Source organism: Roseomonas sp. FDAARGOS_362, assembly GCF_002754815.1.
In the GTDB taxonomy this organism is placed as follows: Bacteria; Pseudomonadota; Alphaproteobacteria; order Acetobacterales; family Acetobacteraceae; genus Roseomonas; species Roseomonas mucosa.
The window spans coordinates 617,501-629,517 of record NZ_CP024588.1; the positions used below are offsets into that span (position 1 = coordinate 617,501).

Genomic DNA, 12,017 nt, shown 5'->3' on the forward strand with positions numbered 1-12,017 from the left:
AAGGCGGCCCGGCAGGGGGCGGGACGGGGAGCGGTGTTCTTTTACAGGGTGAATAGGATCTGGCACGTCGAAGAGGCCAGGAAGTGTGGCGGCAGCCTTTGGGCTGCCAGGATGCCGCACGGACTGTCTGGAAGGCGACGTGCCTGAGAGAGCAAGTTATCGAGTGAATGAGTGTGAGTGACTGAGCGAGTGCCTCGGTGACACGCTCGCTGCCTGACCGGTGCGCCTTGGTTCTGCGCGCGGGCGGCGGCGGGAGAGAGATAGAGTGACAGAAGGGCGTTCGGTGGATGCCTTGGCGCCAAGAGGCGATGAAGGACGTGGCACGCTGCGAAAAGCCGCGGGGAGATGCGAGCGATCGTTGATCCGCGGATGTCCGAATGGGGAAACCCCTCCCGTATGGGAGATCCTGCACTGAATTCATAGGTGCCGGAGGCAAACCCGGGGAACTGAAACATCTCAGTACCCGGAGGAAAAGACATCAACAGAGATTCCGCGAGTAGTGGCGAGCGAAAGCGGAGCAGGCCAGTGATTGTGCAAGAAGAAGCCGAACGGTCTCGAAAGGCCGGCCAGAGCGGGTGATAGCCCCGTAGGCGTAGTGTCTTGCAGGATCCTCGAGTAGGGCGGGGCACGTGAAACCCTGTCTGAACGTGGGGGGACCACCCTCCAAGCCTAAATACTCCTTGGCGACCGATAGTGCACAAGTACCGTGAGGGAAAGGTGAAAAGCACCCCGACGAGGGGAGTGAAAGAGACCTGAAACCGAGCGCCTACAAGCAGTCGGAGCACCCCAATGTTCAATCATGGGAGGTGTGACGGCGTACCTTTTGTATAATGGGTCCGCGAGTTTCTGTTGGCAGCAAGCTTAAGCCGAGAGGTGTAGGCGCAGCGAAAGCGAGTCTGATAAGGGCGCTTGAGTTGCCGGCAGAAGACCCGAAACCGAGTGATCTAGCCATGGCCAGGCTGAAGGTGGGGTAACACCCACTGGAGGGCCGAACCCACGCCTGTTGAAAAAGTCGGGGATGAGCTGTGGCTAGGGGTGAAAGGCCAATCAAACTCGGAAATAGCTGGTTCTCCGCGAAATCTATTGAGGTAGATCGTCGTCCGATTACCTTCGGAGGTAGAGCACCGGAAGGGCTAGGGGGGCCCAAAGCCCTACCAAACCCTACCGAACTCCGAATGCCGAAGAGTACAGGACGGCAGACAGACAGTGGGTGCTAAGGTCCATTGTCGAGAGGGAAACAGCCCAGACCACCAGCTAAGGCCCCCAAATCGTGGCTAAGTGGGAAAGCATGTGAGACGGCCAAAACAACCAGGAGGTTGGCTTAGAAGCAGCCATCCTTTAAAGAAAGCGTAATAGCTCACTGGTCTAATAGCTGTCTTGCGGCGAAAATGTAACGGGGCTCAAGCCACGTGCCGAAGCTGTGGATGCATGCGCAAGCATGCGTGGTAGCGGAGCGTTCCGTAGGCCTGCGAAGGCAGACCCGTGAGGGCTGCTGGAGGTATCGGAAGTGCGAATGCGGACATGAGTAGCGATAAACAGGGTGAGAACCCCTGTCGCCGAAAGTCCAAGGGTTCCTGCGCAAGGTCAATCCGCGCAGGGTGAGCCGGCCCCTAAGGCGAGGGCGAAAGCCGTAGTCGATGGGAACCAGGTGAATATTCCTGGGCCTGACAGACGTGACGGCTGCAAAGCGTTGTTGCCCCTTATCGGATTGGGGCGGCAGCCAGAGCAGCCCAGGAAACAGCGCTGTCGATAAAGACCGTACCCGAAACCGACACAGGTGGACTGGTTGAGAATACCGAGGCGCTTGAGAGAACTATGCTGAAGGAACTAGGCAAATTACTCGCGTAACTTCGGGATAAGCGAGACCCCTTCTTGCGCAAGCAAGGTGGGGTGGCACAGACCAGGGGGTAGCGACTGTTTAGTAAAAACACAGGGCTCTGCGAAATCGAGAGATGACGTATAGGGTCTGACACCTGCCCGGTGCCGGAAGGTCAAGGGGAGATGTGCAAGCATCGAACCGAAGCCCCGGTAAACGGCGGCCGTAACTATAACGGTCCTAAGGTAGCGAAATTCCTTGTCGGGTAAGTTCCGACCTGCACGAATGGTGTAACGACTTCCCCACTGTCTCCAGCATAGACTCAGCGAAATTGAATTCCCCGTGAAGATGCGGGGTACCCGTGGTCAGACGGAAAGACCCTATGAACCTTTACTGCAGCTTCGCAGTGGTGCCAGGAAGGAACTGTGTAGGATAGGTGGGAGCCATCGAAACCCGGGCGCTAGCTCAGGTGGAGGCAACCTTGAAATACCACCCTGTTTCTTTCTGGCATCTCACTGAGCCCGGTCAGCCCGGGCCAGGACCCTGCGTGGTGGGCAGTTTGACTGGGGCGGTCGCCTCCCAAAGTGTAACGGAGGCGCGCGATGGTGGGCTCAGGCCGGTCGGACATCGGCTGTTGAGTGCAAAGGCATAAGCCCGCCTGACTGCGAGCGCGACAGCGCGAGCAGAGACGAAAGTCGGCCTTAGTGATCCGGTGGTCCCGCGTGGAAGGGCCATCGCTCAACGGATAAAAGGTACTCTAGGGATAACAGGCTGATCTCCCCCAAGAGTCCACATCGACGGGGAGGTTTGGCACCTCGATGTCGGCTCATCGCATCCCGGGGCTGGAGCAGGTCCCAAGGGTTCGGCTGTTCGCCGATTAAAGCGGTACGTGAGCTGGGTTTAGAACGTCGTGAGACAGTTCGGTCCCTATCTGCCATGGGTGTTGGAGACTTGCGAGGATCTGTCCCTAGTACGAGAGGACCGGGATGGACGTACCTCTGGTGCACCGGTTGTTCCGCCAGGAGCATCGCCGGGTAGCTAAGTACGGAACGGATAACCGCTGAAGGCATCTAAGCGGGAAACCAGCCTCAAAACCAGGTCTCCCCAAGGGCCGTGGAAGACCACCACGTCGATAGGCCGCAGGTGGAAGTGCAGCAATGCATGCAGCCGAGCGGTCCTAATCGCCCGATCGAACTCCATCACTCCCCCGCCGCCGCAGTCCCCCCAACAAGGGACACCGCGCGCAGCACCAAAGCGCACCCGCTCACACACACACACACATCACACCCGAACACACATCGCCCTCCCAGCGCCGCATGCCCACACACAACAGGGCCGCCCGGCACAGATCCTCCCATCACCCAACAGCATCAGGTCGGTACATACAAATCCAAGGTTCCCATCCGGTGGCCTGGTGGCCCTAGCGAGGCTGCCACACCCGATCCCATCCCGAACTCGGCCGTGAAACGCCTCAGCGCCCATGGTACTGCGTCTCAAGACGCGGGAGAGTCGGTCGCCGCCAGGCCGCCCGATGGGAACCTCCCACACCCCCCGACCCGATCGCCGCCCACGTCACCATCACACCATCACCCAGCGCGGGGTGGAGCAGCCCGGTAGCTCGTCAGGCTCATAACCTGAAGGTCACAGGTTCAAATCCTGTCCCCGCATCCAAACACCCCCCCCCACACACAAGCACGCAACATACCCCCGCACGCGCACCCAGCAGGGTGGACAAAAGAAGTATGCCGTGTTCCAGCTTTGCCTTCATGATCCTGAAGAGACGCTCCAGGATCACGAACCGTCCTCTTACACCCGGAACTTGTAGTTCTTACCCGGCTTGCGTTCGACATCCGGCGGAAAGCTCGCCCGCTTGTCCGCGAAGTACCTGCCGCAATGGTCGCCGTCCGAAAGCAGGTTGTAGGTCAGGTACAGGATCCGCCGCGCCGCAGCCGTCATGTTCGGTTCCGAGGCATGGGGAGCATAGCTGTCGAAGAACAACACATCGCCTGGCTCTGTCGGTACCGAAATCAGCTTGAACTGCGCCATTTGTTCGGTGCTCAATGGCTTCCATTCCTCACCGATCAATCCGGCCAGGCGCGGTGCATCGGTCATCTGCAGACAGCCGTTCTCCTCTGTGGCGCGATCGATGCAGACCAGCGCGGTAACGAAGATCGGCGCATAGACCGACCAGCCCGCCTGCTGGTCCTGATGCGGTTCGAACCCCGCGCCGCCCGGCATCTTGAAGTTAATCTTGTCCTTGAAGAGCGTCACCGGCCCGCCCATCAACTGCGCCACGGCCGCTTCCAGACGGCTGTCGCGGACGAGATCCTTGAACCCCTGGTGGAAGGGGCAGAAGTTCTCGATGCGTTGGATCACGCGCTCGCCACTGCGCAACAGGCTGTCCTCGCGATAGACCATGTGGCGCCCCGGAACTTCGGGAGCGGCAACCAGTTCGTTCGTCCAGCGCGAGATCGCCTGCGCTTCCTCCGGGCTGTAGAAGCCGCGTGCCGCGACCCAACCGGTCCGCGCATAATGCGCCACGTCATCCGTGGAGAGGGGACCTGCCTCCGCCGGAACGGAAAGCCTCAAAGTCTCGTTCATGCTGGGCTCGCAACCTGAAGATGTGGGAGGATCACGTTCTCCGCGCGGACAACGTCTTCGGGAAAGTCGATCTCGGTCCAGGACAAGTCACTGATCTCCACGGCCTGGAAACGCGCCGGTCCGGCCAGGATCAGGTCACGGATCGCCTCCTCGTACTCGACCTGCCTTTCCCCGCGCTGAAGATAGTCCTCGCAACGCGCCGCCAGAAGCCCCGCCATCTCCGGAGAGAAGCGGAAAAAGCCCACGGACTCGCCATGCCAGTCATGCACGCGTTCCGGCTTTTTGCGGAAATCCACGATCAGCCCATCGCGGAAACAGATTTTCACCGGCTCGTCCCCCGGCTCGATCTCCCGGTCCACCAGCAGCAGGTTCTCGCCCGGGGCACGCAGCAGACGGCCAAGCATGGCGGGATCGTAGAGGACATCGCCATCCATCAGCAGCACTGGAACACCCTCACGCAGCGTTTCGGCCTGCACGGACAGCGACACGAGGCTGCCCTGACGGAAATCCCGGTTCTCGACAAAGCGCACCCGGTCCTGCCAGCCGAGGCGTGCGACCTCTTCCCGGATCAGATCTGCTTGATAGCCGATGGTGATCGCCACCCGTTGGATGCCATGCGCCTCCAGCGCCGCCAGATGCCGCGCGAGCAGGGTCAGGCCGCCGAATTCCAGCAGGACCTTGGGCCTGTCATCGGCACCGCCCAGGCGGCGCCCGACACCCGCGGCCAGGATGATCGCGACAGCAGAACATTGCGGCGCAGCAAGATATGACGACAAATCAAGGTTTCCGTTTCTGGCTTCCGGCCCATTGAACGATAAGGATGACAGTTCGATGTAGACAAGACCGGCCAACGGTGTCTTGGCGCACCTGTCCCGGTTATTGGGGAACCAAGCTTTGAGAAGTGATCTGGATCAGCTCGCCTCGCCGCGCCCGGACCTGTCGCGGCGAAAGGAGAGCCGCTTTGCGGCCCTGCGCCGGGAAATCACCTCGCCGACCCTTTCCTTCCTGATGGAGGCCCATGACGGCCTCTCCGCGAAGATCGTCGAGGAGGCCGGCTTCCGCGGCGTCTGGGCCTCCGGACTCACGACCTCCGCCGCACTCGGCCTGCGCGACAGCAACGAGGCGTCCTGGACCCAGGTGCTCGACGTGCTGGAATACATGGCTGATGCGACGACGCTGCCGATCCTGGTGGACGGCGACACGGGCCATGGCAACTTCAACAATGTCCGCCGCTTCGTGCGCAAGCTCTGCGAGCGCGGCATTGCCGGCGTGTGCATCGAGGACAAGCTCTTCCCGAAGACCAACTCGTTCATCGGGGAGGCGCAGCCGCTCGCCGACATCGACGAGTTCTGCGGCCGCATCAAGGCGGGCAAGGACAGCCAGACGGATGACGACTTCGTCCTCGTCGCGCGTGTCGAAGCGCTGATCTCCGGCCATAGCATGGAGGAGGCGCTGCACCGGGCCGAGCGCTATCACGCGGCCGGGGCCGATGCGATCCTGATCCATTCCAAGAAGGCGAAGGCCGACGAGATCTTCACCTTCGCGGAACGCTGGGGCAACCGCTGCCCGCTCGTGATCGTGCCGACCATGTACTATGCGACGCCGACGGACCTGTTCCGCCAGGCTGGCATCTCCACCATCATCTGGGCCAACCACCTGCTGCGCGCCTCGATCACGGCGATGCGCGAGACGGCGGCACGCATCCACGAGGATGAGTCGCTGATGCGCGTCGAGGGCAGCGTTGCCTCGGTGAAGGACATCTTCCGCCTCGCCGGCAATGCCGAGCTGGAGGAGGCCGAGAAGCGCTACCTCCCGTCCCGGGCCGCGGCGGGCGCGGTGGTGCTGGCCGCCTCGGGCGGCGAACTCGGTGGCCTCACCGCGGACCAGCCGAAATGCATGGTCGATGTGCGCGGCCAGTCGCTGTTGCAACGCCTGGTCGGCGCGCTGCGCGAGAGCGGCGTCCGCGACGTATCGGTGGTGCGTGGATACCGCAAGGAAGCGGTCGTGATGTCCGGCGTGCAGATGATCGACAACGATCGCTACGCCGAAACGGGAGAAACCTGGTCGCTGGCCCAGGCGCGCGAGGCGCTCCAGGGCGAGACGGTGATCGCCTATGGCGACGTGCTGTTCCGCCGCTACATCCTGGACAGCCTGCTCTCCTCCTCCGCCGACATCGTCGTGGCGGTGGATGCGCTGGACAAGACGCAGGACGGCACCCGCCCGAACAAGCGCGACGGCGTGGTGGCCGACAAGCGCTTCTCCGGCGACTATCTCGACGACGCGCCGGCGCATCTCGTCTCCATGACGCATGGCGGCTCGGCTTCCGAGGAAAGCTGTGGCGAATGGATCGGCCTCGCCCGCTTCAGCGCCCGTGGCGCCCAATGGCTGCGGGAGGAACTCGACGCCATGGCGGCCGAGGGTCTATTGGAGGGCGGTGACATGCCGCTGTTGCTGACGCGCCTCGCCGCGAAGCATCCGGTGCGGGTGAAGTACTTCACCGGCCACTGGCTCGACGTGGACACGCTGACCGACCTCGCCGAGGCCCGAAACTTCACCTGAGACCATGATCACAGCATCGGAGTTCCTCCACGAAGCCGGCAAAGCCGGCTTCGACTTCTATACGGGCGTGCCCTGTTCCTTCCTGACCCCGCTGATCAACGGCGTGCTGTCCGCGCCGGGCCTCGCCTATGTTGGCGCGGCCAGCGAGGGGGAGGCCGTGGCCATCGCCGCCGGTGCCTGGCTGGCGGGACGGCGGACGGTGGTGATGTGCCAGAACTCGGGTCTGGGGAACGCGGTGAACCCGCTGACCTCGCTGAACCATCCCTTCCGCATCCCGACCCTCTTCGTCACTACTTGGCGTGGGGAACCGGGCATCCCGGACGAGCCGCAGCACGAGCTGATGGGCCAGATCACCCAGGACCTGATCGCCCTGATGCGGCTGGAACAGGCGCCTTTCCCGGGCGGGCCCGTCGCCCTGGCGCCGGCCCTGGCGCAGGCGGCCGCGCGAATGGAGGCGACCGGGCTCCCCTATGCCTTCGTCATGCGCAAGGGCGATGTCACCGACAGCCCGCTGGACCAGGCGCCCCGGCCCCTGCCGCCGCCGGGCCGGCGCACCGACCATCCGGGTGAGGGCGGGCGCCCCGCGCGCGCCGCCGTGCTGGAGCGCTTCCTCGCCATCGTGCCGGAGGAGGCGGCGGTGGTCGCCACCACCGGCAAATGTGGACGAGAGCTCTTCACCCTCGCGGACCGGGAACAGCACCTCTATCAGGTCGGCTCCATGGGCGGGGCCAGCGGCATGGGGCTGGGCATCGCCCTGAACAGCCCGCGCCCCGTGGTGGTGCTGGATGGCGACGGCGCGGCGCTGATGAAGCTCGGCAGCCTCGCCACGATCGGCGCCCACGCGCCGGAGCGGCTGATCCACGTCATCCTCGACAACGGCGTTCACGACTCGACCGGCGGGCAGGCGACGGTCTCCGCCTCGGTGGACTTCGCCGGCGTCGCGCTGGCCTGCGGCTATCGCAGCGCCGCCGTCTGTGCCTCGCTGAACGGGTTCGAGGCCGCCTTCCGCGAGGCCCTGGCCACGCGCGGCCCGGCGCTGATCCATGCCAGGATCGCGCCCGGCTCCATGGAGAAGCTGGGCCGGCCCACGGTCAGGCCGCCGGAGGTGGCGCGGCGCTTCCGCGCCTTCCTCGCCCGCCCGCCCGCGGGGGCACCTGCCGCGTGATCTGGTCCACCGCCCTCAGCCTCGTCATCGGCCTCGCCGCCTTCCTGACCCTGATCCTCACCAGCGACCCGGCCCAGATCCTGGCGCTGCTGCTCCAGACGGGCTGGGGCCTGCTGCTGGTGGCGGCGCTGCACGTGCCGCAGATCTTCTGCTCCGCCCTGGGCTGGCAGCCGCTGATCGAGGACTCGCGCAGGCCGGGGCTGCTCACCCTCACCAAGCTGCGCTGGGTGCGGGAATCCGCCAATGCCATGCTGCCCTTCGTGCAGGTGGCGGGCGAGCTGGCGCGGGCGCAGCTCCTGCTCCGCCGGGGCGTCGGGCGCATCCGGGTGGTGGCCAGCATCGCCGTGGACCTTGCCACGGAGATGGCCTCGCAGATCGTCTTCTCGCTGATGGGCGTGGCCGTGCTGCTGCTGATCCCGCATGAGGGCGGCGATACGGTAACGCATTGGTTGATCGCGGCCACGCTGCTGGGCGGCGGCCTGACTGTCGCCTTCATGCTGGCGCAGCGTTTCGGCCTGTTCCGGCTGGTGGAGAAGCTGCTGCCGCGCTTCGCCGCCCGGGCCGGCTGGGCCTCGCTCGGCGACATGACCGGGCTGAACGAGGCGGTGCTGCGCCTCTACCGCCAGCCCTCCCATCTCTGGCGCAGCGGTGCGGGGCATCTGGCCTCCTGGCTGATCGGCGTGGTGGAGACCTGGGCGGCCATGTGGCTGCTGGGCATCGAGGCCAGCTTTGCCGAGGCCATGGTGATCGAGAGCTTGGCCCAGGCGGTCCGCAGCGCCGGCTTCTTCATCCCCGGCGCGCTGGGGGTGCAGGAGGGCGGCTATGTCCTGCTCTGCGGCCTCTTCGGCATCCCGGCCGATCAGGCGCTCGCCCTGGCGCTGGTCCGCCGCTTGCGCGACATCGCCCTGGGCCTGCCGGGGCTGGTCGCATGGCGCCTGGACGCCTCCGGGCCGCACCTCGGCAAACCCGCTCTGGTGGGCATGGCGAAACCGGGAATGGGGAAGCACTGACATGGCACCGGAACCGATCCTCCTGACTCCGGGGCCCCTGACCACGCAGCTCAGGACGCGGCAGGCCATGCTGCGCGACTGGGGCTCGCGCGATCCGGGCTTCATCGCCCTGACGGCGGAGCTGCGGCAGCGGCTGCTGGATGTCGCGAAGGGGCAGGGGAGCCATGCCGCGGTGCCCCTTCAGGGCTCCGGCACCTTCATCGTCGAGGCTGCGATCGCCACGCTGATCGCGCCGGGGGACAAGCTGCTGGTCCTCTGCAACGGCGCCTATGGCGAACGCATGGTGACCATCGCCCGTCGCATGGGGCAGCAGGTGGAGGCGCTGAGCTGGCCGGAGGACCGGGTGGTGGAGCCCGCCCGCGTCGCCGAGGCGCTGCGGGGCGATCCCGCCGTCACCCATGTCGCCCTGGTCCATTGCGAGACCACCACCGGCATCCTGAACCCCCTGCCGGAGATCGCCGCCGCCGTAGCGGGGGCGGGGCGGCACCTGCTGCTGGACGCGATGAGCAGCTTCGGCGCCCTGCCGGTCGACCTCGCCACCCAGCCTGTAGCGGCGGTGCTGGCTTCCTCGAACAAATGCCTGGAGGGCGTGCCGGGGATCGGCTTCGCCCTGGTGCGTGAGGAAATGCTGGCAGCGCGTAAGGGCAACAGCCCCTCGGTCAGCCTGGACCTGGAGGCGCAGTGGCGCGGCTTCGAGAGCAATGGCCAGTGGCGTTTCACCCCGCCGGTGCAGGTGGTGGCGGCGCTGGTCGAGGCGCTGCGGCTGCTGGAGGCCGAGGGTGGCCCCGAGGCGCGCCGGGCTCGCTACGCGAACAACCTGCGGGTGCTGCTGGCCGGGATGCGCCGCATGGGCTTCGACCTCTACCTCGACGAGGCGGTGCAGGCGCCCATCATCGCCACCTTCCGCTCGCCGGAGGGCTTCGGTTTCCGGCGCTTCTACGACGCGCTGGCGGAACGGGGATTCCTGATCTACCCGGGCAAGCTGACCCAGGCGGAGAGCTTCCGCATCGGCTGCATCGGCGCGCTGGGGCAGGAGGATTTCGAGCGGCTCCTCGCCGCCGTGGAGGAGGTCCGGGCCTCTGCCTAGCCGGAAAACGGGTGCGGAGACCGCCCGGGCGCGGAGGTCAGGAGGCGATCCGGTCCCGTCGCCGCCCCGTCAGGCCCAGCCAGAGCGCGGCCAGCGGCGTGATGACCGCGGCGGCCCAGAGCATCGGTTCGGACAGGCCGAGCCAGACCAGCACGGGCACGAAGACCATGGCATCGTCGGGATCGACGGTCAGGCCCGGGGCGATCTGATAGCCGCGCAGTTCGCCCAGCTTCAGCACGTTGAGCTGCCAGAACAGCGCCCCGATGCCGAGGCCGGCCACCACGCCCAGCAGTGGCCCGGTGAGATCCAGGATGGGCATCAGCCCCACGCCGATGCCGATGAAGGCGATGATGCCCGACAAGCAGTCGCTGATCAGGTCATAGCGGTGGCCGCCCGCGCTGAACTGCCGGGTCTGCCGCGCCAACTCGCCATCCGCCCGGTCGAGCAGCATGGAGAACAGGAAGATCCCGCCGCCGATGGCGGGCCAGGGCGCGGGGCCGGCGAAGGCCAGGGCGGCGGCGATGCCGCCCAGCAGGCGCAGCGTGGTGATCTGGTTGGGGGTCACGCCGGTCAGCGCGACTCGCCGTACTGCCGGCCGGACGATGCGGTGGATGATGGTGTCGTGGCTCACGGGGAGGGTCTCAGGCGGCCTGAGCCGCTTCCTTTTGCTTCGGGCCGCGCATGAAGCGGCGCGCGATCCGGATGACGAAGGGAACCGTCGTTGGCCGCAGCAGGCGGGGATCGTAGCCGCCCAGCCGCCGGTCGTTCTCGGCGAGGCAGATGTCGATCAGCTCCGCCGCGCTCATGCTGACGCCGATGGACTGGGAATTGGCGGTGAAGTTCGTGTCCTTGGAGGCGCCGCTCATGTCGCGGGCCATCACCAGCCGGTCCCAGACCAGCACCGCCCAGACGGCGGCGGTCTTGGCCAGGAAATACGGCTTGCGCCACCAGGGCTGCTGCCTGCGCTTCCAGGCCGCCCAATTGGCGAAGAAGAGGATGTGCCGGCTCTCCTCCTGGATCACCGGCTCGAAGGTCTCCACCAGGTCGGGCGGGAAGAAGCCGGAGCGGCGCGCGGCCTCGAACAGGCCGAAGGCGAAGAAGCTATCGATGCACTCGCTGTAGCCCGTGCGCATCCAGCCCCATTCGGTGTCCTTGAAGCCGGTGTATTCCGGCTCCGGCTCCAGCACCACACCATAGGCCTCGACGAGGTTGGACAGCACCACCTTGTGGCGCGCCTCCTCGTTGCCATCCATGACCATCGCGTCCTTGAGCAGCGGGTCCTCGATGGTGGCGGCGTAGTCGAGCACGCGCAGCGAGGCGCGTCCCTCCGTCTGCACGGCGATGTCCCAGATCGGCAGGCCGGTGAGGCGGGCATGCGCCTCCGGGTCCAGCTTCGGCCAGTCCAGCACGCGCGGCTTGTAGGGGTTGTGCGTCTCCAGCAGCATCCGCGCGAACATGATCATGTGGTCGTGGCTGCCGATGCGGATGCGGCCGGGCTTGCCGAAGGTCCAGTACCGGGCCGTCCGGTCGGCCGCGGCCACGATCATGCTGTTGAGCGGGACGTCCCATTCGGCCGGATGCTCGGCATTGCCGTCGAACGCTCCGGGCGGCACGGGTCTTGACGACATGGGCAACACCGATGATAGCGCCGGGCAACCCCCGACCGGCTTCCTTGCTTAGCCACCGCCCGGCCGGGATGCAATGTCACGACGCCGCCATCCCCGGGCGCTGCCCCACCCGCCGCGCCAGGATCGGACGGCCGCCACCGGCTCTCGCGGG

The 12,017-nt window shown here is 65.8% G+C and carries 8 protein-coding genes, 1 tRNA gene and 2 rRNA genes; 7 read left to right on the top strand and 4 right to left on the bottom strand.

From position 1 onward, the window contains the following. Positions 1 to 259 precede the first annotated feature (259 nt). The 3 genes from CTJ15_RS07660 (at position 260) to CTJ15_RS07670 (ending at position 3,487) form a co-directional block, all read left to right on the top strand. Positions 260 to 3,019, top strand: a 23S ribosomal RNA gene (locus CTJ15_RS07660). A 207-nt stretch (positions 3,020 to 3,226) separates the two neighbouring features. Continuing rightward, positions 3,227 to 3,341: ribosomal RNA gene (gene rrf / locus CTJ15_RS07665) — 5S ribosomal RNA — on the top strand. A 69-nt stretch (positions 3,342 to 3,410) separates the two neighbouring features. Beyond that, positions 3,411 to 3,487, top strand: a tRNA-Met gene (locus tag CTJ15_RS07670). 135 nt (positions 3,488 to 3,622) lie between these two features. Here CTJ15_RS07670 and CTJ15_RS07675 read toward each other — a convergent pair. Both CTJ15_RS07675 and CTJ15_RS07680 read right to left on the bottom strand, forming a co-directional pair. Continuing rightward, complete coding sequence (locus CTJ15_RS07675; RefSeq protein ID WP_226946077.1) at positions 3,623 to 4,417, bottom strand: phytanoyl-CoA dioxygenase family protein; 795 nt, start codon at positions 4,415 to 4,417, stop codon at positions 3,623 to 3,625. Further along, positions 4,414 to 5,268, bottom strand: a complete 855-nt coding sequence (locus CTJ15_RS07680) for an NTP transferase domain-containing protein (protein WP_226946078.1) — start codon at positions 5,266 to 5,268, stop codon at positions 4,414 to 4,416. The genes CTJ15_RS07675 and CTJ15_RS07680 overlap by 4 nt, the downstream gene beginning before the upstream one ends. A gap of 43 nt (positions 5,269 to 5,311) precedes the next feature. On the opposite strand from CTJ15_RS07680, the gene aepX reads away from it, so the two are divergent. The 4 genes from aepX to CTJ15_RS07700 are packed head-to-tail and all read left to right on the top strand — an operon-like array spanning position 5,312 to position 10,238. Continuing rightward, positions 5,312 to 6,976 (top strand): phosphoenolpyruvate mutase, encoded by a 1,665-nt coding sequence (gene aepX, locus CTJ15_RS07685; RefSeq protein WP_099781428.1) that lies wholly within the window; start codon positions 5,312 to 5,314, stop codon positions 6,974 to 6,976. 4 nt (positions 6,977 to 6,980) lie between these two features. Beyond that, positions 6,981 to 8,141 carry a phosphonopyruvate decarboxylase gene (gene aepY / locus CTJ15_RS07690; protein WP_075821334.1) on the top strand — a complete coding sequence of 387 codons (1,161 nt, stop codon included), beginning with the start codon at positions 6,981 to 6,983 and terminating at the stop codon, positions 8,139 to 8,141. Then, on the top strand, positions 8,138 to 9,151 hold the full coding sequence (locus CTJ15_RS07695; protein ID WP_075821333.1) for a lysylphosphatidylglycerol synthase domain-containing protein: 1,014 nt from the start codon (positions 8,138 to 8,140) through the stop codon (positions 9,149 to 9,151). Before aepY ends, CTJ15_RS07695 begins: the two co-directional genes overlap by 4 nt. Before the next feature lies 1 nt (position 9,152). Then, the gene (locus CTJ15_RS07700) at positions 9,153 to 10,238 is read left to right on the top strand and encodes a 2-aminoethylphosphonate--pyruvate transaminase (protein WP_099781429.1); all 1,086 of its coding nucleotides are present in this window, start codon (positions 9,153 to 9,155) and stop codon (positions 10,236 to 10,238) included. Positions 10,239 to 10,275: 37 nt separating this feature from the next. Here the strand turns inward: CTJ15_RS07700 and CTJ15_RS07705 are convergent, their stop codons facing one another. Both CTJ15_RS07705 and CTJ15_RS07710 read right to left on the bottom strand, forming a co-directional pair. Beyond that, positions 10,276 to 10,869, bottom strand: coding sequence for a CDP-alcohol phosphatidyltransferase family protein (locus CTJ15_RS07705; protein ID WP_075821332.1), 594 nt, complete (start codon positions 10,867 to 10,869; stop codon positions 10,276 to 10,278). Positions 10,870 to 10,879: 10 nt separating this feature from the next. Continuing rightward, positions 10,880 to 11,866 (bottom strand): ferritin-like domain-containing protein, encoded by a 987-nt coding sequence (locus CTJ15_RS07710; protein ID WP_226946079.1) that lies wholly within the window; start codon positions 11,864 to 11,866, stop codon positions 10,880 to 10,882. Positions 11,867 to 12,017 lie beyond the last annotated feature (151 nt).

Excerpts from the sequence above, each read along its gene's own strand:
- CTJ15_RS07675 (WP_226946077.1), bottom strand. The coding sequence starts at position 4,417 with ATGAACGAGACTTTGAGGCTTTCCGTTCCGGCGGAGGCAGGTCCCCTC.
- CTJ15_RS07700 (WP_099781429.1), top strand. The coding sequence starts at position 9,153 with ATGGCACCGGAACCGATCCTCCTGACTCCGGGGCCCCTGACCACGCAG.
- aepY (WP_075821334.1), top strand. The coding sequence starts at position 6,981 with ATGATCACAGCATCGGAGTTCCTCCACGAAGCCGGCAAAGCCGGCTTC.
- CTJ15_RS07710 (WP_226946079.1), bottom strand. The coding sequence starts at position 11,866 with ATGTCGTCAAGACCCGTGCCGCCCGGAGCGTTCGACGGCAATGCCGAG.